The organism is Phyllobacterium sp. CCNWLW109, assembly GCF_037203905.1.
GTDB classification, from domain to species: Bacteria; Pseudomonadota; Alphaproteobacteria; order Rhizobiales; family Rhizobiaceae; genus Phyllobacterium; species Phyllobacterium ifriqiyense.
Genome location: NZ_JBBCBK010000001.1, coordinates 875,222 through 898,889, shown reverse-complemented (window position 1 = coordinate 898,889; position 23,668 = coordinate 875,222). Strand labels below are relative to the sequence as shown.

The following is a 23,668-nucleotide window of genomic DNA, read 5'->3' as shown; positions in this document are numbered from 1 at the left end:
CCTCAATCAGGCAAAAGAAATCTGCTCGCCGAAACGGCGTTAAACGCTTGACAGTGATTCTCGGAAATGCGATTCTCAAGTTGCTTAGACTTTGAGAGGGCTTCCGTGACGTCAGTTTCGGGGGCCTTTTCTTTTGCGATTTCTCTCCAGTTAGAGTTCTCTAATACGCGGTTCACTTTTTTCGCCGCGAAGAAAAGCGGCATAGATCTCAGGCAGATGTGTTATTAAATAATTCCCGAATTCAGGGGCCAGGGTTTCATCGATAGTCAGCTTCGTTTTGCCGTTGGCTTGTTCAATCTGCGCATAGGACAGGCCTTCTTTGGACTTCAATGGATGGATTGAAGGACCGGATTTTCGCGGCAACAGGCTTTTGAGAACCAAAGCGAAGCGGGCATCGCTATCAAGGCGAAGCAACCGCTCCACATCAACTCTGTCTCTCCAGGGAGTATTGTCTTTCTGCAGCAGCTGGGAGAGTTGTTCCCAACGAGGCCGCCCTACTTTCGGAGCAGGGCCGATTATTTGAATGAGATCTTCCGGCAGAGAATTTGCTACAGCGATCATTGTTGACAAATTGCCTTTGTGAACTGCAAGGGCAGCCATAAGGGCGTTGCGGTCAATGCCATGCGCTTCCAGTTTTGCTGCAAACAGTGCACGCTCAATGAAGGAAAGGTCTTTTCTCTCCAGATTTTCCTTGCCTTGCGCGACAATCAATTCTTCATCGGAAAGATTGCGAACAATTGCTTTAACAGGCCTGCCTATGGCACGAAGCGCGGCAAGGCGCCTGTGCCCATAGGCTACCTGGTAACGACGTTCATCGAGTGGATTTGGGCGTACCAGAATTGGAACTTGCTGGCCGTGTTCTTCAATGCTGGCTTTAAACTCATTGAAGTCACCCGCATCGACATCATCAAGTCGATCACGAACAAACGAACCGTCGATCAGACTCGCCTCGATTTGGACGATATGCTCACCAGAAGCAATTTGATCACGCAATGCCTGCGCCTCATCAGCATCCTCCGACAGGCTTTGCAACGACAATCCCATGGCCTTCAGTGAGCCAGACTTTTGGGTAGGCTTGGCATGACGATGTTCGGTATGTGACGCATCATTGATGGGCGTCATCATAGCTTTAAGAGCGTCTCTACGTTTATTCACAGAGCCCTCCCCCATGCATCGCGCACCAGTTCTTCTATCTCAAGATTCACTGCATCGAGCGCTTCAATTGCCCTGTCATAGGTTGCACGCGTGAAGTACTCCCGGCCAACCTCGTACAATGTCTGTTTCGTCAGGCCGGCATCCGAGATCGCAGTAGATTTCAAGAGTGCGTTCGTTAGAACCCGCTCGCCAAAAAGGCTTTTCAACAAACCAACAATCTGGCCTTGCGGACCATCGCTCGGTTCATATCGTGTAACCACATAGCGGAAAAAATCGTAGTCGGCATCACCGCCAGCCTGCTCAACAACCTCAAGCAAACCTGCTGTCATGTGCAGAAACTGCGACATCGAAGCGACATCGAGCATTTGCGGATGAATTGTTACAAGCACACTTCGCGCCGCGCACAGAGCAGATAGCGTAAGGAAGCCAAGCGAAGGCGGGCAATCCAAAACAACAACATCGTAGCGATCGTCTACCGTTGCCAAAGCATTGGCTATGCGGGAAAAGAAAAGTCTTTCCGTTCCCCGGCGCCGCTCCGCAAGAATACGTGGCGTATCGTGCTCGAACTCCTGTAGCTCTAAATTGCCAGGAATGATGTCGAGCCCAGCGAAATAAGTTTTGCGGATAATGTCCGCAATCGGCCGCTGCTGATCATCATAGCGAATAGCACCATAGATCGTATCGTTGTCTTCCAAATCGAATTCAGGCTGAATGCCGAATAAAGCAGACAACGAGGCCTGTGGATCAAGGTCGATAGCCAGCGTTCGATAGCCTCGCATTGCAAAATATTGCGCAACATGAGCCGCGGTCGTCGTCTTGCCCGAGCCACCTTTAAAGTTCGTCACGGCAATGACCTGCATATGTTCGTTGCCTTGGCGAGACGGCAGATAACTCTTTTTTGACTTAGCCAAGTAGCGCCGTATCTCATGAACCTGTTCAAGAGAATATAAACGGCGACCGCCAGAGGTTTTTTCAGCCTCAGGTCCTTCGCCAGCCAATGACAGATGCCGGATATAGGCGTCGGTAATACCGATCAGGCGAGCAGCTTCACCTGACGTAAACTTTCTTAATTCTTTTTCTGCAGTTGGCGGGAAAGCACGCGACCGCAACTCCCGTAGCTGCGCGCTAAGAAGATCTGCGTCCGCCTCGACCAATCGCGTAAGCGAGCGAACTTTCTTGCCGGTACGGTGGCTCTGGTCTTTTTCAGTTGGAGACAACATACACGCTTAAAATCCAATTTCTGATATCAAAGCGTAAATTCAACTGAGTCTGACTGAGTCGTCAAGTGATTTCAGATTGAGTCACAAGTTACTGGTTTTTATCGGATCTCCATCAGCCAAGAATTAAAGCGGTTTATCACGCGTGCTGCAGTCCGCCTGCACTCTCGATAAATCGGATAACTTCATCCAGCCCGTCTCTGCGCAACATGTCGGTGAAGACAAAAGGTTTCGGCCCGCGCTGGGTTTTTGTATCACTGGCCATGACGTCGAGATCGGCGCCAACATAAGGTGCCAGGTCTTTTTTGTTGACGATCAGGAGATCTGAACGTGTGATTCCCGGGCCTCCTTTGCGCGGTATCTTTTCGCCCTGGCAAACAGATATGACATAAAGGGTTATATCGGCGAGATCGGGGGAAAAAGTTGCAGCAAGATTGTCGCCGCCCGACTCAATAAACACAATATCGAGATCGGGATGTAGCTGGTTCATTGCCGCGATGGCCTGAAGGTTGATAGTTGCATCTTCGCGGATCGCCGTATGGGGGCAGCCACCAGTTTCGACGCCCATGATCCTGTCTTCCGGCAGTGCCTGCAATCTGTTGAGGATCAACGCATCTTCCTTGGTATAAATGTCGTTGGTGACTACAGCCAGCGAATAGCGATCACGCATGGCTTTACACAGCATTTCAGTGACAGTTGTCTTGCCTGATCCTACGGGACCGCCAATACCAACGCGAAGTGGACCATTCTTTGAAATCATGACCTGAAAACCCGGGAATATTGCGTTTCATGGCGCATCGCCATGATGTCGGAAATCACGGCACAGGTGCCAAGATTATCCAGTGTGGATTTTGCTGCCTTGCTTGAACAAGACTGTATTTCTTCTTCCAGTCCTGCCAGTATCGCGACGCCATCGCGCTGCCCCAAGGGGACGAGCCGCACCGCTCCTTGAATCAGATTGGATATAAAGCCGTGTAAGAAAGCACAAAGTGCTGCTTCAATCTCAATACCATGAGCTCCGGCTATCGCGCCTACGGCAACAGGACTGGCAACTCGGGAGGGCAACCTTTCCGACACTGGATTTGGCCATGCTTGCGCTGCACTCAAAAATGCTTCGCCCTGCAGCATTGTTTCCATGTGCCGCTCGCGGGAGCCAGCGAGTGCTTCCGCCAAATCCGCGATCTCTGAAAAATCGGAGCCGCTTTTGGCAATCTGATGGCTTTGAGCGAAAAGCACCGCATCATTCCATCCCGAGCCTTCATTTAAAATATCGATGAGCCAATCTTCAAGGCTCTGCCTGTCATGAACCAGCCCGTGATGAATTGCCTGTTCAATACCGTGGCTGTATGAAAATGCGCCCACCGGGAAAGCGGGGGAAAGCCAAGTCATCAAACGAAGCAGTGCCCCATTGTCAATCATGATGGTGATGTGATCCGTGGGAGTGATGATCGTGGCTGTGTCCACTATGATAGGCACCCCGTAGGGGCTGAAAAGGAGCCGTAATCTCGCCTATGCGCGCACCAAGCCCTTCCAGCATCGCCTTGATCACATGATCCTGAAGAATGAGAATTCGAGATTCCTCAAACTGGGCAGCCAGATGGCGATTGCCCAAATGCCAGGCAAGTTCCGTCAAGTGCTTTTGATCGCGCGGCAATACTTCGTAGAGCGCTTCTTCCGCGGCGACAATCTCCGCAAGACTTCCATCTTCAAGGACCAGGACATCTCCGTGGGCAAACAAAACAGGCTCCGGCAGATCAACCAAAATCTGTTCGCCCTGCTGCAGCGTCAAAACCTTCCGGCGTAGATGTCGCTCATCATGCGCAAGAACAATCGTGTCGAAAGGTATCCCCTCAAAATGACCTGAATGGTCATGCCCTGTGACACGTCTCATATTTCGAACTCCTCAATAAAATCATCATTCATACGGATAAAGAAATCCAGCGGTGACGCAGCGCCTGTGAGTTGCGACAGAAGCGTATGAGCCTGACCCCGATGATGCGTCTGATGATTGAAAATTTGTGTCAGGCACCGGTCGAGCGTCGAAGTAAAGGGCGCTCCATTCAGCATAACCCAGTGAAAAGGTGCGGAAATGTCAGCTTCTTCCATAGCTTGGATAACGTCAATAATATGCTCGTCAAATGCGATACGCGCGGTGCGCAGTTCGTCGAAGGTATCGTGTAAAATGACGTCATATGACGGCAATGCGTAGAGATTGCCGGTAAATCTGCCAAACCACAATTTGTCGACCGCAAGCAGGTGGTTCAAGGTGCCGTGCATTGATTTGAAGTAAGCCCGGCGATCTGCAAAGTAATCTTCCTTGTCTAACAGAGCGGCGGCCTCATAGATCTGCTTATTTGCCCATTGGTTATAGTGAGCAAGCCTTGTAAAATGATCTTTCATTGACGCGCTCAGAACAGAAAATAACGCTGCGTCATAGGCAGCGTGACGGCGGCTTCGCACGTCAACAATTCACCGTCAGCCCGAACTTCATAGGTTTCGGGGTCAACTTCCACATGCGGCGTTGCCGAATTATGCACCATCGACGACTTGGAAATGCCTCCGCGCGTATTCTCGACCGCAACGAGCTCCTTTTCAACTTCCAAGGTCGATCGAAGACCATTTTCAACCGCTGCCTTACTGACAAAGGTCACAGATGAAGAAGTAACAGTCTTGCCGAAGGCCCCGAACATAGGGCGATAATGCACCGGTTGCGGCGTCGGGATCGAAGCGTTCGGGTCACCCATCGGAGCGGCAGCAATGGAACCGCCAAGCAGCACAAGGTCAGGTTTGACCCCAAAGAACGCCGGATTCCATAAAACAAGGTCGGCACGCTTGCCAACTTCGATTGAACCAATATGACGGGAAATACCCTGCGCAATAGCCGGATTAATCGTATATTTGGCTATGTATCGCTTCACGCGGAAATTATCATTATCCCCCTGTTCCTGTGGCAAACTTCCGCGTTGGCGTTTCATTTTGTCCGCTGTCTGCCAGGTGCGGATCAGAACTTCGCCGACACGGCCCATGGCTTGACTGTCCGAAGAGATGATCGAGAACGCACCGATATCGTGCAGAATATCCTCTGCCGCAATCGTTTCCTTACGGATACGGCTTTCTGCAAACGCCACATCTTCGGGAATAGATGGAGAAAGGTGGTGGCAGACCATCAGCATGTCGAGATGTTCTGCAATGGTATTTCTCGTGTAGGGGCGTGTCGGATTGGTCGATGAGGGGATCACATTGGGAAGCCCACAAATCTTGATGATGTCGGGCGCGTGTCCACCGCCCGCCCCTTCAGTATGAAAGGCATGAATGGTGCGCCCTTTGAAGGCAGCAACCGTATCCTCGACAAATCCGCTTTCGTTCAGTGTGTCGGTATGGATCATCACCTGCACGTCATACTGGTCAGCAACAGTGAGGCAATTGTCTATCGCAGCAGGCGTTGTTCCCCAGTCTTCGTGCAGCTTCAAAGAGCACGCGCCTCCGAGGATCATCTCTTCCAGCGCTGCTGGACGTGATGCGTTGCCTTTGCCGGACAGACCAATGTTCATCGGTATCGCATCAAAGGAACGGATCATGCGCGCCATATGCCATGGTCCGGGTGTACATGTCGTAGCCAAGGTTCCGTGAGCCGGACCCGTACCACCACCGAACATGGTGGTTACTCCCGACATCAAAGCCTCATCAATCTGTTGCGGACAGATGAAGTGAATATGCGCGTCCATTCCACCTGCAGTGAGAATTTTTCCTTCGCCTGCAATAACTTCGGTTCCCGGCCCAACAATGATCGTTACACCTGGTTGCGTGTCCGGATTGCCAGCCTTGCCGATGCCGGCAATCTGTCCATCGCGCAAACCAATATCGGCCTTGAATATTCCCGTCACGTCGACCACCAGAGCATTGGTAATCACCGTGTCTACGGCGCCATCTGCTCGCGTGACCTGACTTTGGCCCATGCCATCCCGAATGACCTTACCGCCGCCAAATTTTACTTCTTCGCCATAGATTGTGAAATCATTCTCGACCTCGATAAAGAGTTCGGTGTCGGCCAGCCTAATTTTGTCTCCAACTGTTGGGCCAAACATCTGGGCATAGGCAGATCGTGTTATTCTGGCTGGCATCTCAGAGCTTCCCCATGATTTTCTGTTGGAATCCATAAACCACGCGGTCGCCGCCAAACGGTATCAATGTCACATCGCGTTCCTGACCTGGCTCGAAACGCACAGCCGTGCCGGCAGCAATATCCAGCCGCATGCCCCGGGTCAGTTGCCGATCAAAAACCAATGCCTCATTGGTCTCATAAAAATGATAGTGCGATCCGACCTGGATTGGACGGTCACCTGTGTTGGCGACTTTCAAGACAGTGACGGGGGCTCCGACATTCAGTTCGATGTCCCCTGCCACCGTTATAATTTGACCGGGAATCATATTCATGCTCCAAGCGCCAACCAAAGACCAATGAATGCTGTGCTTGCACCCGCTACGCGGATGATGGTGCGCCCGATGCCGGCACCCAATAAAGCACCAGCAGCCAGCCCCGCAACGTGAAGCAAAGTTGTCGCAAGCGCAAAGCCAAGAAGATAGCTGCCAGCGGTGGCCGTGCCCATTTCACTACCGTGGGCATAACCATGAAACAGTGCGAAAAAACCAACGAGAGCCATTGCCAACGACGTTGGAACCTTGAGTGCCATGGCAGCAAACAATCCGATAGCGACAACTGAAGCAAGAATTGCAGGCTCGGCAAATGGTAGCTTTACGCCGGCCATAGCCAACAAGAACCCTGCAATCATTGTGCCAACGAATGCAGCCGGAACCAGCCACATGGCGCGTCCCCCAAGCAGTAAGGCCCATAGCCCAACAGCTACCATCGCCAGCATGTGGTCCGCGCCAGAGATTGGATGGGAAAAACCTGCACCGAACGAGCCGTGTTCCGCAGGGTTGATATGAGCAAGGGCAGGAGTGGTCGCTGCCAAGGCCAGAGGCAAAGTCAATAACAATATTTTCTTCATGAGTTTCTCTCTAAATACCAACTACCGGATCGGTTCGTGAACTGTGACAAGCTTGGTGCCATCGGGGAAGGTTGCTTCGACTTGAACGTCGTGAATCATCTCGGCAATACCCTCCATCACCTGACTACGTGTGATCACATGCGCGCCGGCTTCCATGAGATCCGCGACAGATCGGCCATCACGCGCACCCTCAACGACAAAGTCGGTGATCAAAGCGATAGCTTCGGGATGATTGAGTTTCACACCACGCTCCAGACGGCGCCTCGCCACCATGGCTGCCATGGAAATCAGCAGCTTGTCCTTCTCGCGCGGCAGTAAATTCATCGTTTGATTTTCCTTTTATGTTGTCCATATTCGCGGCAGATCTTCGCCGCCATTCAGCAGGCCGAGCAGCGGGATGAGGCGCTTGCGCAGGTGGTAAGCGTCAAAATCTACCAAGCGAGCCACAAGCTTGCCCATCCATACTGATGCGCCTCCTTGATCACCTATGATTAGGCGCGCCGGATCAAGTAACCGCTCGCAATCCGGAGAAACTAAAAGTACCGTTGCTACAGCATGATAGCTTCCAAGCAGGGCTGGCCGTTTCAATGATGACCCAGCCTGAGGACCGATGGAAAAATTCTCGGCGTGGAGTAGTCTGCCGTCTTGCCGGATACGCCACTGATCAGAAAACTGCGCAGTTTCGATTGTCTCGCCAAAGGCCTTTCGCCCGAATATGGTGGATTCAACCAGCAAAGCCCGCGCACGCGCAGCAAGATTTACATTTAGCGTTCGCTTGAGATCGGCTTTTTCGAACAGGATGGTTTCTTGCGGTAGCCATGCAACATAGGAATCAGGTCCAACGTCAATTTGAGTCGAGACGGTGGCGACTGTCCCTGAAACAGCTTTATAGATTTTCTCGCAAGCTTGGGTCGTTATTTGAGCCGCGCAATGATCGCCGAGGGCAAAACTCCACTGCATCGCATCGCCGCCTGTAAGACCACCTGCACTGTTGATCATGACTGCTTCCAGATGGTTTCCAGAACTGACTGGAAAGCGTAGTTTCGCACACCCCTCCTGAAACAATGTGGAAATCCGCGTTTTTCCCTCTACCCGCCGTGCCGATAATCGTCCTGCCCCGGATGCGCGCTGCGCCCGGTTTTGAACAATCGTCGGCTGGCCGAGCATATCCAAAAATTGTAACCCCAATGGTCAGACCGTCAGATGCCGGCGCGCTTCAGTCGTGTCGAGAATTTCCGCAGCGCCCTCGGCGACCATCTCACCTCGATCCATGATGTAAACATGGTCCGCGAGTTCGCGACAAAAGTCGAGATACTGTTCGACAAGAAGTATCGTCATTCCGAAAGAATCTCGCAGGTAAACGATGGCGCGACCGATATCCTTGATTATCGACGGCTGGATTCCTTCAGTGGGCTCATCAAGAACCAGAATTTTGGGGCGCATGACCAATGCGCGCCCGATGGCGAGTTGCTGTTGCTGACCACCGGAAAGATCACCGCCACGACGCGACAACATGGATTTCAGGACGGGAAACAGGTTGTAAACATCCGAGGGGATATTTCGTTCGGAGCGGGGAAGCTGCGCATAACCGGTTTCAAGGTTCTCCTTAACGCTCAAAAGCGGAAAAATTTCACGGCCTTGCGGTACATAACCAATGCCATATTTCGCCCGCGTGTATGGGGCCATACCATTGAGTTCAACACCATCGAACATCACTTTACCCGCGCTGATATTGTGCTGACCAGTAATCGCTCTCAATAAGCTTGTTTTACCAACACCGTTTCTACCGAGCACGCAGGTGATCTTTCCAGCGTTGGCGTCCAGCGTAATCCCCCGCAAGGCTTGCGCCGCGCCATAATGCAAATTGACTTGTTCAACAGACAGCATGGCTCACCTCCCCAAATAGTTTTCTATGACTCGGGGATCATTACTGACGAAATCAAGTGACCCTTCAGCAAGTACCGAGCCTTCAGCGAGGCATGTGACCCGCACGCCAAGATCGCGGATGAAGCCCATATCGTGTTCAACAACGATGACCGCCCGGGTTTTCGCAATCTCTTTGAGCAGAGCGGCGGTTTCAGAAGTTTCCGCATCGGTCATTCCCGCGACCGGCTCATCAACAAGCAAGAGTTTGGGCTCTTGCGCCAGGAGCATACCGATTTCCAGCCATTGTTTTTGCCCATGGCTAAGATTAGCCGCCAGTTCCTCCTTGCGTGCGGTCAGTCGCACGGTTTCAAGAATTTCATTGATACGAGCGCTATCCTCTGGCGATAGATTGTAGAATAAGGTCGCAAAGGTTCCCCGCTTACGATTAAGCGCTAGCTCGAGATTATCCCAGACAGTGTGGCTTTCGAACACTGTGGGCTTCTGGAATTTGCGGCCGATGCCAAGCTGAGCGATATCAGCCTCGTCTCTGGTCGTAAGATCAATGTTATCTTCGAAGAATACCTCACCCTCGTCCGGCCGGGTCTTTCCAGTGATAATATCCATCATTGTCGTTTTACCGGCACCGTTCGGGCCAATAATTGCCCTTAACTCACCGGGAGCAATCACAAAAGACAAGGCGTTCAGTGCTCTAAAGCCGTCGAATGATACGGATACATTGTCTAGATACAACAGGCTCTTTGGTTTGATGTCAGACATGATCTACTCCGCAGCCAGTGGTTCAGCAGGGATATCAGCGTTCTTTTCGGCATTCTTGGCTTTAGGCAGGCGGTTAAAGGAAATCGCTCTGTTTTTATCGTTTCTGGATTTCAATATTTGCTGAATGGTCCCAACGATGCCTTTGGGCAAGAACAACGTGGTTGCAACGAAAAGTGCCCCCAGCGCAAAAAGCCAAATTTCCGGAAACTGTGCAGTGAAAATACTCTTGCCGAAATTCACAAGTGTAGCCCCAATGATAGGGCCAATGAGTGTTCCACGTCCTCCAACGGCGGTCCAGATGACGACTTCGATCGAATTGGCTGGTGCAAATTCACCGGGATTGATAATCCCGACCTGCGGAACGTAAAGCGCACCAGCAACACCCGCCATCATTGCTGAAATGGTAAAGGTAACGAGCTTGTAATTTTCTGGCCGGTAACCGAGAAAGCGCGTCCTGCTCTCAGCATCGCGCAGACCAACCAGAACCTTCCCAAATTTTGATCGAACGATAGCTGAACTGATAAGAAGCGCGATTGCCAGCGCGAACGCAGACGCGGCGAACAAGGATGCCCTCATGCCTTGCGATTGAATGTTGAAGCCAAGCAAGTCTTTAAAATCGGTAAGGCCATTATTACCGCCAAATCCCATTTCATTGCGAAAAAAGGCGAGCAGTAAGGCATAGGTCATCGCCTGCGTGATAATGGACAGATAGACGCCTGTTACACGCGAGCGGAATGCCAGCCAGCCGAACACAAAAGCAAGAATACCAGGAACGGCGAATATCATAATGGCGGCGAACCAGAAGTGGTCAAAGCCATACCAATACCAAGGCATTTCCTTCCAATTCAAAAACACCATGAAATCCGGCAGATTTGGGTTTCCATAGACGCCACGTGCGCCGATCTGGCGAACCAGATACATTCCCATGACATAGCCGCCAAGGGCGAAAAATGCGGCATGTCCAAGAGACAATATCCCGCAAAAACCCCAGACAAGATCAAGCGCCAGGGCTAGCAATGCATAGGTGAGATATTTTCCAAATAGCGACATCGCGTAGGTTGGAATATGAAATAGATTGTCGGCTGGCACTAAAAGATTAAGTGCGGGTACCAAGCATGCAATGGCCAGAAGGATTGCAATGCAGAGGGAGACATTCCTGTCGAGCGATTTAAAAACGAACGCGCTGATCATGCTTCCACCGCCCTTCCCTTGAGTGCAAAGAGCCCGCGTGGCCGCCTCTGAATAAAAAGAATGATGAGAACCAGGATAAGAATTTTGCCAAGAACGGCACCGGTATATGGTTCAAGGAGCTTATTGACGACGCCAAGCGAAAGTGCCCCCACAAGCGTGCCCCAGAGATTTCCAACGCCGCCGAAAACTACAACCATGAAACTATCAATAATGTAGCTTTGACCAAGATTGGGTGAGACGTTATCAATTTGCGAAAGGGCAACGCCGGCAATCCCAGCAATGCCTGAACCAAGGGCAAAGGTAAAAGCATCGACCCAAGGGGTCTTGATACCCATTGATGATGCCATCCTTCGGTTTTGCGTAACAGCACGCATTTGCAACCCAAATCTCGAGCGCTTAAGCACGAACAGCAACGTCAGGAATACGCCTGCAGCAAACACCACAATCCACATGCGGTTATAGGTCAGCGTCATACCACCAAGTTCGAAACCGCCTGACATCCACGACGGGTTTCCGACTTCACGATTGCTGGGACCGAAGATGGAACGAACGCCCTGCTGCAGAATAAGCGATACGCCCCACGTTGCCAGCAATGTCTCCAACGGTCGCCCATAGAGAAAACGAATAATTCCACGTTCAATTATAAGACCAATGACACCCGTAATAGCGAACGCAACCGGGAGTGCAATTATCAATGACCAGTCAAAAAGATGCGGATAGGACGACCTGATTATCTCTTGGACCATGAACGTAGTGTAGGCGCCAAGCATCACCATTTCACCATGGGCCATATTGATGATGCCCATCACACCAAAAGTAATGGCAAGGCCGATAGCAGCCAGCAAAAGGACGGATCCAAGAGACAAGCCGTACCAGACATTCTGACCGACATCCCAAAGCGCCTGAGCTGACTGTAACGCAGTTATGGTATTGTCTATGTCTGTTCGAAGCTCGCCATCAGCGTTTGCCTGAACGGCACTCAAGATGCCAAGAGCATCTCTGTCACCACGCTCTCCGATTGTTTTTACAGCGGCGCGCTTGTCATCAAGCGAGCGATCTGACTTTAAAATAGCAGCAGCCCTCGCCTGCTCCATGACAGATTTGATATAGGTGTCTTTCTCGTTTGTTATTGCCGTCTCTATGAGCTCAAGCGCGTCTGTGCTCGGCGAGGCAAAAACTGAACTGGCCGCCCGAAGTCTTATCTCCCTATCCGGGCTGAGCAGCGTGAGCGCTCCAATAGCGGTTTTGACAGCGCGACGCAGACTATTATTAACCTTGATACGCTCGAAATCGGCTTTCGCCCCTTGTCCCGCTGACGCTCCGGTTACAGCATCAGACAGGTTCAGTTCACTACCATTTTCCTTGACTACAAAGACAGTCTTATCGGCTTTTCTCACATAAAGATCACCTGCTGCCAGCGCTTCAAACACTGGGACAAGCGCAATATCGCCAGTACGGGATAGTTCGGCGATCTTATCGGCAACCTGTGAAAAGTTACCCTGACCCAAGGCATTTATACCCAAGCGGTTATTCTGATCGGCCCAACTTTCCGATACCGGAACAAGCATGATCAGACAGATGATGAGCATAAGTATTTTGATTGCGCGATGCATGAATTTTGAAAGAGCTCTGTGGCCCTCTCCTCTAGTCGAGCAAATGGAAAGTCACGGGCTGGAGCGCCCGTGACTCAATTCAATCATTAGGAGCCTTTGCCGCCACATTTGCCGGTTGCGACATTAAAATTGCCGCATGACATTGGCTTGCGCCAATCAGAGATAAGATCTTTGGAATCCGGCAGATAGTCGGACCATTCATCCCCTACCAGCAATCCGGGTGTTTCGAACACGGTTTCAAACTGGCCGTCCGATTGAATTTCGCCAATGAGGACAGGCTTTGTGATGTGATGGTTTGGCATCATCGTTGAGTAGCCGCCGGAGAGATTGGGCACCGACACGCCGACAATGGAATCAATGACCTTATCCGGATCTGTGGTTCCGGCGGCTTCGACAGCTTTCACCCACATATTGAAACCAATATAATGGGCCTCCATTGGATCGTTTGTTACGCGCTTGTCGTCCTTGGTATAGGCTTTCCAAGTCTTGATGAATTCGGCGTTGGCCGGTGTGTTGACCGATTGGAAGTAGTTCCAGGCCGCCAAGTGACCGACGAGCGGTGTCGTATCAAGTCCGGCAAGCTCTTCCTCGCCGACAGAAAATGCTACAACCGGAATATCTTCAGCCTTGATGCCTTGATTACCGAGCTCTTTATAAAACGGAACGTTTGCGTCGCCGTTGATGGTTGAGACAACGGCCGTCTTCTTACCCGCGGAACCGAACTTCTTAATGTCTGAAACGATGGTCTGCCAGTCTTTATGTCCGAAAGGTGTGTAGCTCACCATGATGTCTTCAGCCGCAACGCCCTTGGCCTTCAAATAGGCCTCGAGTATCTTGTTGGTTGTGCGCGGGTAGACATAATCGGTGCCAGCAAGGACCCAGCGTTCGACACCTTCATTTTCAGCAAGATAGTCGACAGCAGGAATTGCCTGCTGGTTGGGTGCAGCGCCAGTATAAAACACATTGCGCTCGCTCTCTTCACCTTCATACTGGACAGGATAGAAGAGCAAATTGTCCAACTCTTTGAAAACGGGCAGCACCGATTTGCGTGATACGGAAGTCCAGCAGCCGAAGACGGCAGCAACCTTGTCCTTTTCGATGAGGTCGCGGGCTTTCTCAGCAAAAAGCGGCCAATCTGAAGCCGGATCAACAACAACAGCCTCAATTTTCTTGCCAAGAATCCCGCCTTTTTTGTTTTGCTCATCAATGAGCATCAACATTGCGTCCTTAAGCGTGGTTTCAGAGATGGCCATTGTTCCCGAAAGGGAATGAAGTATGCCGACTTTGATCGTATCTTCTGCGGCAAACGCGCCCTGAAGCGCTGTTGCAGAAAGCATGGCGGCTAACAGAGCGCCTTTAACGTGTGCTTTAATATTCATCATTATGTCCCCACTGTTTTGAACGACGCTGATTGCGCCTTGTTATCCATGTGCGGCAGAACAAATCCGCTGCGTTTAGGGACTATCTGCTAGCCAACAACGATCCCACATACGTTAAACGACGTAGAGACGATGACCTAAGTTGGCAGATCAGTGCTTTCTTCCGTATCGCATCCGGTGTTTAAGTAAGAAAAACACCATCCGGTCGGCGCTAGGATTTACACGTCGGACCATTGCACGGGGAAAACAGGGCGAATGGTTGCGCGCCAACGCATCGTTCCTATCAGACGCGACTATAATCGCTGGGTAGCGGATCAGACCTTGGAAGATTACGCCCTTCGCTTTACTGCGAAGAGCGCTCGCCGTTATTCATCGCAACGCATTGCCCAAACAGCAATTGGCGCGATTTCATTTCTCGCGCTGGAGGCTATCGGCGGCGCCGTCACGTTATCCTACGGCACCACCAATGCTGTAGCTGCGATCGCTGTTGCCTGCCTCGTCATGCTTTGTGTGGGGCTGCCAATAAGCCGTTACGCCATCCGCCACGGTGTCGATATCGACCTTCTGACCCGTGGGGCAAGCTTTGGTTACATCGGATCAACAATCACCTCTTTGATATATGCAACGTTCACCTTCCTGCTCTTTGCTATCGAAGCGTCGATCATGTCCGGTGCTCTGGAGTTGGCTTTCGGAATTCCTTTGTGGATTGGGTATATTATCAGCGCCGTGGTTGTGGTTCCTCTGGTCACCTACGGCGTTCGGATGATCAGCAAATTTCAGCTGATTACACAACCTTTCTGGATCATATTGAACATCCTCCCTTTCGTCGTAATTGCTTTCGTGGATTGGGAAAAATTTGATCTTTGGCGGGCTTTTTCAGGTGTCGACGTGCCGGTCGCAATTCCTGGAACAAGCGCCCCTTTTGTGCTGGCGCAGTTCGGTGCAGCCAGTGCAGTAATCTTGGCTCTGATGGCTCAAATCGGCGAGCAAGTTGACTTTCTGCGCTTTTTGCCGCCCAAAGGGCAACGAAAACTGCGACATCGCATTGCGGTATTTCTTGCCGGTCCGGGCTGGGTCCTAGTCGGTGCCCCGAAACTTCTCGCCGGATCGTTTCTCGTGGTGCTCACACTTAGCAGCGGCGTGTCGGTCGATCGCGCGTCAGACCCTTCACAAATGTATCTGACTGCATTCGGTTACGTCACGCATTCCGATACTTTAGCGTTGATGCTGATGGTTGGTTTTGTGGTGGTATCGCAGCTTAAAATCAACGTGATGAACGCCTATGCGGGTTCATTGGCCTGGTCGAATTTCTTTTCCCGGCTCACGCATAGTCATCCCGGTCGCGTGGTTTGGTTGCTGTTCAATGTTGCAATTGCGCTTTTGCTGATGGAACTTGGCATCTACAGATTGCTCGAAGAAACCTTAGGTATTTTTTCGCTTATTGCCATGGCTTGGCTTTGCGCCATATCTGCTGACCTTTTTGTCAATAAAAGACTAGGACTGGCCCCGCCCGGCATAGAATTCAAGCGTGCTCATCTTTACGATATTAACCCGGTGGGCCTCGGAACGATGGCTGCGGCGACAATGATATCGCTGATCGCGCATTTCGGTTTCTTCGGTGAGATGGCCTCCGCGCTCGCACCATTCATAGCGCTTGTTGTAGCTTTCATTGTCTCGCCACTGCTCGCGTGGCAGACCAAGGGAAAATACTATCTAGTGCGGAAGCCTCGGCGGGCTTGGAAAACACTGCAGACACTCAGATGCTCGATTTGCGAGCACGATTTTGAACCCGAGGACATGGCTTGGTGTCCCGCCTATAGCGCTCCGATCTGCTCGCTTTGCTGCTCCCTCGACAGCCGCTGCCACGACATGTGCAAACCTAACGCAAATTTCAACGCACAGGTCGCTATCGTGGCTCGCTCTTTCTTGCCGCAACGCATCATCCAGGCACTTGCATCGCGACTGGGACGGTACGGAATCTCTGTTATCATCGCTCTAACGGCAATCGGCATAATTCTAACCATGATAGCCCATCAGGCGGGAGGGCCATCTGAAACGTCGGGCGTTGTAGACCGAACGCTGTTGATCGTATTTTTTGTATTTGCAGTCGTAACAGGAATTGCCTGTTGGTTCTATGTGCTGGCACATGACAGCCGTGTTGTTGCTGAGGAAGAGTCTTCGCGTCAGAATACCCTTCTGTTAAAGGAAATAGCCGCTCATAAGAAAACGGACGCCGCTCTTCAGGACGCAAAGGACGCGGCCGAGGCCGCCAATCGCGCAAAAAGCAGGTATGTGATCGGTCTGAGTCACGAACTGCGCACCCCCTTGAACGCCGTGCTTGGCTACGCACAAATACTGGAACGAGACGAAACAATCCCTGCTCCACGCCAGTCCGCAATTCGCGTTATCAAGCGAAGCGCCGATCATTTGTCAGGCCTCATTGACGGACTACTCGACATCTCACGCATCGAAGCCGGCCGGTTGCAGGTCTTTTCCAACGAGATCAATCTTAGCGACTTTCTGGACCAGATCGTGCAGATGTTTCAACCACAGGCCGATGCCAAACAACTCATCTTCAAGCATAAACGTTCAAGCAATTTGCCGCCCTATGTCCGGACGGACGAAAAACGCCTTCGGCAAATCCTCGTTAATCTCTTGTCCAATGCGATCAAATTTACGACAAGCGGCAGTGTCCTATTCGATGTGACCTACCGCAGTCAGGTCGCAACATTTACGATTTTGGATACCGGTCGAGGAATTTCAGATTCAGATCTTCCGCGTATCTTCGAGCCTTTTCAGCGAGGAGAAGCCGAGAACATTCAACCTATGCCAGGCCTCGGCCTTGGGCTCACAATCACCCGTCTGTTAACCGAAACGTTGGGCGGCGAGATTTTGGTTTCCAGTACCTATGGGCAAGGATCTACGTTCAAGATCAGGCTAATGCTTTCTGCCATAACACCCTCGCATCAACAGCAGCCCTTGCCGCGAAAAATTCGCAGCTACGCCGGGCAGCGGCGCACCATCGTTGTTGTCGACGATAATGAAGATCATCGCGAATTGGTGCGAGAGATTCTCGTTCCCCTCGATTTCATCGTGTTAACTGCCGCCAGCGGACCAGAATGCCTTACCCTTATCGAGGGGGTCGTTCCTGACCTGTTCCTGATTGATATTTCCATGCCGCAAATGGATGGTTGGCAATTGGTAAGACGACTGCGTGAAGCTGGCGAGCTTTCGCCAATTATTATGCTTTCAGCCAATATAGGCGATGCAGCGCCCACAGGCGGGCCAACTGGCCACAATGACACACTCGCAAAACCTTTTGACCTTCGGCAGCTTCAAAACAAGATCGCACAGCTTCTGGGCCTGGAGTGGGTTTACGTTGATGCGACGTCGCCCTCATCTCTCATACCTCGTAAACTGGTCAGTCCTGGTGAAACGCATGTACGTGAATTGATCAATCTTGGCGAGATTGGGTACATCCGCGGCATTGAGACAAAGATTGCCGAGTTGGCGAAAATCGAAGACAACCGGGCGTTTACCGAGGCACTGGGGCAATTCGTTCAGATGTTCGATCTGGCAGGATATGACCGTTTCCTTCGCACATTCGAAAATCAGGAAGAGGCGATCAGAGGTGAGTGAGCCAACCAATCCGCGCGATATTGTTCTGATTGTCGACGACTCGCCGCAAACCCTTGGGTTTCTGACGGACGCGCTGGAGCAATCGGGTTTTTCTGTTTTGATTGCAACGTCGGGCCACGCCGCACTCAATGTTGTCGAACGTATAACACCCGATATCATCTTGATGGATGCGATAATGCCGGAGATGGACGGGTTTGAAACCTGCACCCGAATCAAAACCACAGCTTCGGTTACCCAGGTGCCGGTTATTTTCATGACAGGTCTTTCCGAGACCCAGCACATCGTCCATGCACTTGAGTCCGGTGGCGTGGACTATCTGACAAAGCCGATCAATATTGATGAACTACAGGCAAGGATCAGAGTTCACCTTGCCAATGCTCGCGCCGCCCAAAATGCGCGCATAGCGCTGGATGCCGCCGGTCGCCACCTTCTTGCAATTGGAAAAGATGGCCAACTGCGCTGGTCCACTCCGCAGGCAAACCACCTGATAGAGCTGACCATGGGCAGCACACAAGCCGGTTATAAGGCACTTTCGGTGAGCGTCGCGGCATGGCTGACCAGGCAACAAAGTCACAAAGACGGCAACCCCATTACAATCCCCGGAGAGCAAGGGGGACTGCAGTTGAGCTATCTTGGTGCCCTCACCTCTGATGAATATTTGTTCCGACTAACCCTCGCCAATCAGGCCAGCCCAGAGGAACTGCTGCGCCAGCACTTCGGATTGACTGCACGGGAAGCTGAGGTTCTTTTATGGATTGCAAAGGGCAAATCAAATCGAGACATTGGTGATATTCTCGGATTGAGCGCCAGGACTGTCAACAAACACCTGGAACAAGTCTATATCAAGATGGGTGTCGAAAACCGTGCCACTGCTGCCGTCAAAGCCGCCCGAATATTGCACAGCACCTAACGGCTCTTACTGAACTTTCATAGTCGTACGATGTCAACCTCCTGCCGCGTTCCGACAGGTGGAACCTTCCCTCACGTGGGTTGTTTTCCAATTCGAAGGGAGAGCAAAAGGAGGAAGACCATGAAACGCATAATTATAGTAACGATTTCTGCCCTGCTGTTGAGTACCAGTCCGCTATTTGCGCAAGATACGGTTATTGTGGAAGTGCCCCAGACTGCGCGTGATTATGTGATCGCACATCCGACCGACCCCATCGTGGTTGAAGAAGACCTGACTATGGGCGCCGCTATTCCAGAGGATGTCGAGCTTGTACCCATTCCGGATGCCCCAGACTATAGTTACGTCTATGTCGATAAACGGCCGATAATCGTATCGACCAAAGACCGCAAAGTTGTGTACATGTCGCAGTAAAAATCAAAGGCGCCCATGCAACTGCATGGACGCCTCTTGATGGGATAGGCATATGACCGGCCAAGCGGAAAATTTACACGGCGGCCGCCTCGGCGGGATATCGCGTTGTTGCAATCGAACGCACCCACTGCCACATGTGCCGTCGTACAACCGGAAGTGCACTCGCTGTTCTCAGTTGGGTTAAAGCAGACAATCTCCATTGGGTGTCAGCGCAACCCAAACAGCGCCGATCCTCCCCTTTTCGCAACGAGAGGCTTGTGTTTTCCCGCGGCACGCCGCTGGTACTGATTTGCGATAAGTCCGATGAAGCTACTCTATATGGAAGGCTCTGGATGAATCAGAACTCGCAGTTCCCACATATAATCGCCCGAATCCAAACCGGTTTCAGCAAGTGATACTGACACAGTAGCGTGACGGGCTTTCAGCCATAGACACAGCGGGATAACATCTACGAGGCTGAAGCATCAACGCCCGTAAACGACCACTACGATAGATCGGACTTACCACTGCAATAGCCAGCGACAGCGAGTATGGAACATTAGAATGTCTTGTTCGTTGGATGAAGTGGAGGACTTCATGCCTGTATTGAATTTGGACCAAGCGCAGTACGTCTTGCTCAAAAGATTATATACTGAAGCAGTACAACGGCTCGCCAGCAGCGACGATCCTCGACATATTCGAGCGCTTAAGCTGCTGCCCATAATCGGTGACGGCACTGCTGAGCGCTCCATCCCACTCAGTCGCTCCGATCTCGAGAGCATGGCGATGATGGTCGACCTGGCACTAGGTTGGCATCTTGCTGCAACACCGGCAGCCTTATCTTCCGAAGAGCTCTCCCTTGGGCATGAAATCCAGGCCAAGCTTCTGCAGGCAAACCGAACTTGAATTGATCATGGGTTGGGCGTGAATTTTGCATTGCCAAGCCCCGTTCCAATCGTCAGGATTCCCCAATGGCGGACATCCTTCATGAACGGTATCTGGGAAAGCCCCTGAACGACTGCATCATTATGGATTACCACGAACGTGTCCTTGCCCTGGATTGCTGGAATCGAACTGGTAATTTCCCGCGCCAAGTTGAAAGATTCTCCCTCCCAGTTACCCGGCAGATTTTGACCGCCCGAGGTGATGGACCCATCGCTTTCGATGAGTCCAGGGCAAGCAATTCCAATAATGGGAGCGACAATAATTTTCTCTTTTTCAGCATCCTCCAGTAAAGCCTTTATCATTTTAACCAAACGCTTTAGTGCTTTGCCACGGGATGGTTCTTCGTCACCATGCCGCCAGAGGTCCATCTTCCAAACCTCTGCTTTCGCGATGTTCGGGCTTTTCTTTCGCGTCTCCCATGTGACTATTCCTGCTCTGATATTTGTACCTCCTATGTCGACACCAACCATGGCATCGTGACCCTTCAGCATCCACGCAGGCACGAGATGGACGGCACCAATCAGGCCCGCCTCGTCAGGCAGATGTTCGATCGGTCTCAATTCGATTTTCCTACCCAAGGAATTTAGTCGCAGCATCGCTTCGGCAATGGCAAATTGTCCGGCTGCACTTTCGCTAAGCCCCCCTCCAACGGCAATCCGTTCGGTTTTTTCCCATTTTTTCTCCTTGAGAAACCGGTTGATTACATCGGACAAGTCGATTGCGAAATCATGAATGGCCGACCAGATGATCGCCTGAGCTAATTTGTCGTCACCGGCGAGTATCTTATCGATACCGGTTTTGGAGATGTCCGACATTTTGAGCCGCTTTGCGGCTGCATGACCGTCAACCTGTTTGCGCCAGTAATCAACTTTCTCCAGAAACGCCGCCTTGTTTGCTTTGTCGCCAATAAATCCGTCTTTATCGCGGATGCGAAGATTGTAACTGTCGATTTTTACTGAGGGTAATATACTCGCGCCATGTTTGAGGGGCATATGGGATTGTTTAAGGGGACTATCATCAGGTTTCGACATTCGGCGCTCGCATACAATGGAAGTGATATGTGAACGTTGACCGGTTATAACAAGTTCCGCGACGCGTTCGATTCAGCATTCCCGGTATTCCTAATTCGGGCCGTTCACTCGCATTATAGAATTCCCAAGGATGCGCGCATGCACGGGTCTGCTTCACGTCACGGTGCTTTCGGTCTATCCTGCTCTCCCAATAGCGGCACGAACCTGACAGCCCCAAGAGACTCTTCTTCGAATTGATCGAAGCTGATACGGGTCATCCTAACAAGCTCCTGAGACTGAAATTCGCCGCCGAGCGGAATGATGAGTCTGCCGCCTATCTTCAATTGTTCTTTCAAGGCTTGTGGCGCTCTCTGTCCGCTGGCTGCAACAATTATCGCATCGAACGGCCTAGCTTCTGGCCACCCTTTCGTCCCATCATCAATTCTGAGCTGAATATTGCTATAGCCAAGTTTTTCGAAGCACTTTCGGGCTGCCTCTCCCAACACCACATGCCGTTCGATTGTGTAGACCTGTTCTGCAATTCTACTCATAACTGCGGCAGCATATCCTGAGCCGGCGCCAATCTCGAGCACGCGGCTTTCCGGCTTGATGTCTGCAGCCTCAAGCATCAAAGCAACGATGTATGGCTGCGAGATGGTTTGTCCCTCCGCGATCGGTAACGGCCTATCTTCATAGGCGCTTTCCTTAAGCCAAGCATCTACGAATTCCTCGCGTGGGACTTTTTGCATGGCCTGCAATACATGATGTGAACTTATATCTCGGCCCGCGATATCCGCATCGACCATCCGCTTACGGGCACGTACAAAATCAAACATGACTGCCTCACGGGGTTTCCGTTCTTTCCAATGATTCAAGCGGTGACCAGTTCCGTGATCAAACTTTCGCTTGTCTAATGAAGGAACTGAACAATTCTCTGAATATCTTCAATACAACTACGCCTTAACTGCTCCTTTTCGACCCGATCTATGTAGCCGCATGGCTGAGTACCCCATAACAGTAGCCACACGTCGGAGCATCGCCTAGTAAACATTCGCCGACACATCTTGTCAGCATTAGCCAAAACCTCGCTAACAAGTTTGCCTCCCAGGAGCCTGAGAGGTTCAAGCTTGCCTTCCAACCTTGAAGTCGGGACTCGACTACAAACAAATCTATTGTTATGCGGGATCGCGGCAGCGGGCCGATCGGGAGACAATTATGAGAAAACTAATTACAGCCACAGCGATTTTAGGTGCGTTGATCGCTGCGGGATGCGGAACTTACAATTCCTGGACTCCCAGGAAGGTTAATCTCGACCCCGCCGCCAAATCATGCGCATCGGGATATTACCAGTGCAAGTCAGGCAGTATGGATCACGATAAATCCGGGCTCTCACAGTAATATAACCGGCCATTGCGATAATCACCAGTTCCGCAATGGCTGCACTGATGAAGGCGACTGTCGCACGCGCTTTACCGTTTGTGCTACCGTCGCATTTCACCAAGATGGCTTCAAGAGCTGCAAAAGTTGCCACATGAAGCCTATATTTGCGCAACATTTCTTAACATTACAAAATCCCTGAAAATACCAAATGGGGTATTCCTGATGAATGAGGGCAGACGGCCGCGAGTTGGGCAATACCCCTCTGAAATCTCAGGAGCAGTTTTGTATGCCAATCACCAAAGAAGTTTATTCTGACATTCGACTGACACTCTCGGTCGCCGTGATGGGTATTATCAGCTTGTGTCCGTTGCAGGCAGCAGCCGAAACCTTCGACGAAGTCAGCCCGGAACGTATCAATCCAAGTCGCTTCGAGAAAGTCAAGGATCGCCTTAACAAATGGAATGTTGTAATCGGCGCAGGTGGTATCTATGCGCCGAAATTTGAAGGGTCGGATGAGTTTGAAGTTCAGCCCTTTCCAATGTTTTCAGCAACCTTTGGCGAGCATGTGACCGTTGATCCCCGCGGAATTTCCATCGACGTTTACCGCTATCAAAACTTTAACTTCACGGCAAAGATCGGATATGAGGCAGGCCGACAGGAAGATGACAGCGATCATCTGAAAGGGCTGGGCGACGTCGATGCCGGAGCCGTAATTGGCGGAAAGTTGGCATACGAGCTAGGGCCTGTTGAACTGTTTACATCTTTCGATAAAACAATCGGAGGTAGCGATGGTCTGGTAGGAACAGTTGGCGCAAGTGTCTCGCACTCCTACAAGCAATTCCTTTTCTCGGCTGGCGCCTCAGCGACCTGGGCTGATGCCAATCATATGGAATCATATTTCGGGGTGACCTCAGCGCAGTCAGCCCGATCGGGTCTTGCCGCATATGATGCAGGCGCAGGTTTCAAACGTGTCGACTTTGAAGCCTCCGTTACTTATGTCACGGAGAAAAGTTGGCTCATCCAAGGGCAGATAGGCGTGGGTTATCTAGTCGGTGACGCGGCAGACAGTCCAATCGTACAAGAAGCATTCCAACCGTCAGCGATGCTGATGCTTGGCTATAAATTCTAGTCCAGAGATGACAAAATTATTCAATGTCACGGTTCCGAGGCTCGCGCGTCGACAGATT

At 51.4% G+C, this 23,668-nt stretch carries 24 protein-coding genes; 6 read left to right on the top strand and 18 right to left on the bottom strand.

Features of this window, described 5'->3' with window-relative positions:
• Positions 1 to 150 precede the first annotated feature (150 nt).
• The 16 genes from repB to urtA form a co-directional block, all read right to left on the bottom strand.
• Positions 151 to 1,155 carry a plasmid partitioning protein RepB gene (repB, locus tag V9K92_RS04390; protein ID WP_337353386.1) on the bottom strand — a complete coding sequence of 335 codons (1,005 nt, stop codon included), beginning with the start codon at positions 1,153 to 1,155 and terminating at the stop codon, positions 151 to 153.
• Entirely contained in the window at positions 1,152 to 2,375 is a 1,224-nt protein-coding gene (repA, locus tag V9K92_RS04385; RefSeq protein ID WP_115054945.1) for a plasmid partitioning protein RepA, read from the bottom strand. Before repA ends, repB begins: the two co-directional genes overlap by 4 nt.
• 136 nt (positions 2,376 to 2,511) lie before the next feature.
• Entirely contained in the window at positions 2,512 to 3,132 is a 621-nt protein-coding gene (gene ureG, locus V9K92_RS04380; RefSeq protein ID WP_115054944.1) for an urease accessory protein UreG, read from the bottom strand.
• Positions 3,129 to 3,791, bottom strand: coding sequence for an urease accessory UreF family protein (locus V9K92_RS04375; RefSeq protein WP_115054943.1), 663 nt, complete (start codon positions 3,789 to 3,791; stop codon positions 3,129 to 3,131). Before V9K92_RS04375 ends, ureG begins: the two co-directional genes overlap by 4 nt.
• Positions 3,784 to 4,263 carry an urease accessory protein UreE gene (ureE, locus tag V9K92_RS04370; RefSeq protein WP_337353385.1) on the bottom strand — a complete coding sequence of 160 codons (480 nt, stop codon included), beginning with the start codon at positions 4,261 to 4,263 and terminating at the stop codon, positions 3,784 to 3,786. Before ureE ends, V9K92_RS04375 begins: the two co-directional genes overlap by 8 nt.
• Positions 4,260 to 4,772 carry a DinB family protein gene (locus V9K92_RS04365; protein WP_337353384.1) on the bottom strand — a complete coding sequence of 171 codons (513 nt, stop codon included), beginning with the start codon at positions 4,770 to 4,772 and terminating at the stop codon, positions 4,260 to 4,262. The genes ureE and V9K92_RS04365 overlap by 4 nt, the downstream gene beginning before the upstream one ends.
• A gap of 8 nt (positions 4,773 to 4,780) precedes the next feature.
• Positions 4,781 to 6,493, bottom strand: a complete 1,713-nt coding sequence (gene ureC / locus V9K92_RS04360; RefSeq protein WP_115054940.1) for an urease subunit alpha — start codon at positions 6,491 to 6,493, stop codon at positions 4,781 to 4,783.
• 1 nt (position 6,494) lies between these two features.
• Entirely contained in the window at positions 6,495 to 6,800 is a 306-nt protein-coding gene (locus tag V9K92_RS04355) for an urease subunit beta (RefSeq protein WP_115054939.1), read from the bottom strand.
• Between the two features lie 2 nt (positions 6,801 to 6,802).
• Complete coding sequence (locus V9K92_RS04350; RefSeq protein WP_337353383.1) at positions 6,803 to 7,381, bottom strand: HupE/UreJ family protein; 579 nt, start codon at positions 7,379 to 7,381, stop codon at positions 6,803 to 6,805.
• A gap of 21 nt (positions 7,382 to 7,402) precedes the next feature.
• On the bottom strand, positions 7,403 to 7,705 hold the full coding sequence (locus tag V9K92_RS04345; protein ID WP_008121015.1) for an urease subunit gamma: 303 nt from the start codon (positions 7,703 to 7,705) through the stop codon (positions 7,403 to 7,405).
• 15 nt (positions 7,706 to 7,720) lie between these two features.
• Positions 7,721 to 8,380 (bottom strand): urease accessory protein UreD, encoded by a 660-nt coding sequence (locus V9K92_RS04340; RefSeq protein WP_337353382.1) that lies wholly within the window; start codon positions 8,378 to 8,380, stop codon positions 7,721 to 7,723.
• Between the two features lie 192 nt (positions 8,381 to 8,572).
• Entirely contained in the window at positions 8,573 to 9,268 is a 696-nt protein-coding gene (gene urtE, locus V9K92_RS04335; protein WP_337353381.1) for an urea ABC transporter ATP-binding subunit UrtE, read from the bottom strand.
• A gap of 3 nt (positions 9,269 to 9,271) precedes the next feature.
• Positions 9,272 to 10,027 (bottom strand): urea ABC transporter ATP-binding protein UrtD, encoded by a 756-nt coding sequence (gene urtD, locus V9K92_RS04330; RefSeq protein WP_337353506.1) that lies wholly within the window; start codon positions 10,025 to 10,027, stop codon positions 9,272 to 9,274.
• Positions 10,028 to 11,215: an urea ABC transporter permease subunit UrtC gene (urtC, locus tag V9K92_RS04325; protein WP_337353380.1), complete on the bottom strand. Its 1,188-nt coding sequence runs from the start codon at positions 11,213 to 11,215 to the stop codon at positions 10,028 to 10,030. It abuts the gene before it with no gap.
• A complete protein-coding gene (urtB, locus tag V9K92_RS04320; RefSeq protein WP_337353379.1) occupies positions 11,212 to 12,828 on the bottom strand; it encodes an urea ABC transporter permease subunit UrtB in 1,617 nt (538 codons plus the stop codon). Before urtB ends, urtC begins: the two co-directional genes overlap by 4 nt.
• Positions 12,829 to 12,914: 86 nt before the next feature.
• The gene (gene urtA, locus V9K92_RS04315; RefSeq protein ID WP_307278912.1) at positions 12,915 to 14,207 is read right to left on the bottom strand and encodes an urea ABC transporter substrate-binding protein; all 1,293 of its coding nucleotides are present in this window, start codon (positions 14,205 to 14,207) and stop codon (positions 12,915 to 12,917) included.
• A 255-nt stretch (positions 14,208 to 14,462) separates the two neighbouring features.
• On the opposite strand from urtA, the gene V9K92_RS04310 reads away from it, so the two are divergent.
• The 5 genes from V9K92_RS04310 (at position 14,463) to V9K92_RS04295 (ending at position 20,052) form a co-directional block, all read left to right on the top strand.
• The gene (locus V9K92_RS04310; RefSeq protein WP_337353378.1) at positions 14,463 to 17,846 is read left to right on the top strand and encodes a hybrid sensor histidine kinase/response regulator; all 3,384 of its coding nucleotides are present in this window, start codon (positions 14,463 to 14,465) and stop codon (positions 17,844 to 17,846) included.
• Positions 17,839 to 18,756, top strand: a complete 918-nt coding sequence (locus V9K92_RS04305; protein ID WP_115054930.1) for a response regulator — start codon at positions 17,839 to 17,841, stop codon at positions 18,754 to 18,756. The genes V9K92_RS04310 and V9K92_RS04305 overlap by 8 nt, the downstream gene beginning before the upstream one ends.
• Before the next feature lie 120 nt (positions 18,757 to 18,876).
• Entirely contained in the window at positions 18,877 to 19,167 is a 291-nt protein-coding gene (locus tag V9K92_RS04300; RefSeq protein ID WP_337353377.1) for a DUF1236 domain-containing protein, read from the top strand.
• Between the two features lie 71 nt (positions 19,168 to 19,238).
• On the top strand, positions 19,239 to 19,562 hold the full coding sequence (locus V9K92_RS22835) for a GFA family protein (protein ID WP_443094441.1): 324 nt from the start codon (positions 19,239 to 19,241) through the stop codon (positions 19,560 to 19,562).
• A 181-nt stretch (positions 19,563 to 19,743) separates the two neighbouring features.
• Entirely contained in the window at positions 19,744 to 20,052 is a 309-nt protein-coding gene (locus V9K92_RS04295) for a hypothetical protein (protein ID WP_337353376.1), read from the top strand.
• Between the two features lie 5 nt (positions 20,053 to 20,057).
• On the opposite strand, the gene V9K92_RS04290 is transcribed toward V9K92_RS04295, so the two are convergent.
• Together V9K92_RS04290 and V9K92_RS04285 are read right to left on the bottom strand one after the other, a co-directional pair.
• The gene (locus V9K92_RS04290; RefSeq protein ID WP_337353375.1) at positions 20,058 to 21,122 is read right to left on the bottom strand and encodes an ROK family protein; all 1,065 of its coding nucleotides are present in this window, start codon (positions 21,120 to 21,122) and stop codon (positions 20,058 to 20,060) included.
• A gap of 158 nt (positions 21,123 to 21,280) precedes the next feature.
• A complete protein-coding gene (locus V9K92_RS04285) occupies positions 21,281 to 21,937 on the bottom strand; it encodes a protein-L-isoaspartate(D-aspartate) O-methyltransferase (RefSeq protein WP_337353374.1) in 657 nt (218 codons plus the stop codon).
• An 830-nt stretch (positions 21,938 to 22,767) separates the two neighbouring features.
• Between V9K92_RS04285 and V9K92_RS04280 the strand changes: the two genes are divergently transcribed.
• The gene (locus tag V9K92_RS04280) at positions 22,768 to 23,610 is read left to right on the top strand and encodes a MipA/OmpV family protein (protein ID WP_337353373.1); all 843 of its coding nucleotides are present in this window, start codon (positions 22,768 to 22,770) and stop codon (positions 23,608 to 23,610) included.
• Positions 23,611 to 23,668: the final 58 nt, after the last annotated feature.

Coding starts and splice junctions, on each gene's coding strand:
- repA (WP_115054945.1), bottom strand. CDS start 2,375: ATGTTGTCTCCAACTGAAAAAGACCAGAGCCACCGTACCGGCAAGAAA.
- ureG (WP_115054944.1), bottom strand. CDS start 3,132: ATGATTTCAAAGAATGGTCCACTTCGCGTTGGTATTGGCGGTCCCGTA.
- V9K92_RS04375 (WP_115054943.1), bottom strand. CDS start 3,791: ATGATTGACAATGGGGCACTGCTTCGTTTGATGACTTGGCTTTCCCCC.
- ureE (WP_337353385.1), bottom strand. CDS start 4,263: ATGAGACGTGTCACAGGGCATGACCATTCAGGTCATTTTGAGGGGATA.
- V9K92_RS04365 (WP_337353384.1), bottom strand. CDS start 4,772: ATGAAAGATCATTTTACAAGGCTTGCTCACTATAACCAATGGGCAAAT.
- ureC (WP_115054940.1), bottom strand. CDS start 6,493: ATGCCAGCCAGAATAACACGATCTGCCTATGCCCAGATGTTTGGCCCA.
- V9K92_RS04355 (WP_115054939.1), bottom strand. CDS start 6,800: ATGATTCCCGGTCAAATTATAACGGTGGCAGGGGACATCGAACTGAAT.
- V9K92_RS04350 (WP_337353383.1), bottom strand. CDS start 7,381: ATGAAGAAAATATTGTTATTGACTTTGCCTCTGGCCTTGGCAGCGACC.
- V9K92_RS04345 (WP_008121015.1), bottom strand. CDS start 7,705: ATGAATTTACTGCCGCGCGAGAAGGACAAGCTGCTGATTTCCATGGCA.
- V9K92_RS04340 (WP_337353382.1), bottom strand. CDS start 8,380: ATGATCAACAGTGCAGGTGGTCTTACAGGCGGCGATGCGATGCAGTGG.
- urtE (WP_337353381.1), bottom strand. CDS start 9,268: ATGCTGTCTGTTGAACAAGTCAATTTGCATTATGGCGCGGCGCAAGCC.
- urtC (WP_337353380.1), bottom strand. CDS start 11,215: ATGATCAGCGCGTTCGTTTTTAAATCGCTCGACAGGAATGTCTCCCTC.
- urtB (WP_337353379.1), bottom strand. CDS start 12,828: ATGCATCGCGCAATCAAAATACTTATGCTCATCATCTGTCTGATCATG.
- urtA (WP_307278912.1), bottom strand. CDS start 14,207: ATGAATATTAAAGCACACGTTAAAGGCGCTCTGTTAGCCGCCATGCTT.
- V9K92_RS04310 (WP_337353378.1), top strand. CDS start 14,463: ATGGTTGCGCGCCAACGCATCGTTCCTATCAGACGCGACTATAATCGC.
- V9K92_RS04300 (WP_337353377.1), top strand. CDS start 18,877: ATGAAACGCATAATTATAGTAACGATTTCTGCCCTGCTGTTGAGTACC.
- V9K92_RS04295 (WP_337353376.1), top strand. CDS start 19,744: ATGCCTGTATTGAATTTGGACCAAGCGCAGTACGTCTTGCTCAAAAGA.
- V9K92_RS04290 (WP_337353375.1), bottom strand. CDS start 21,122: ATGTCGAAACCTGATGATAGTCCCCTTAAACAATCCCATATGCCCCTC.
- V9K92_RS04285 (WP_337353374.1), bottom strand. CDS start 21,937: ATGTTTGATTTTGTACGTGCCCGTAAGCGGATGGTCGATGCGGATATC.
- V9K92_RS04280 (WP_337353373.1), top strand. CDS start 22,768: ATGCCAATCACCAAAGAAGTTTATTCTGACATTCGACTGACACTCTCG.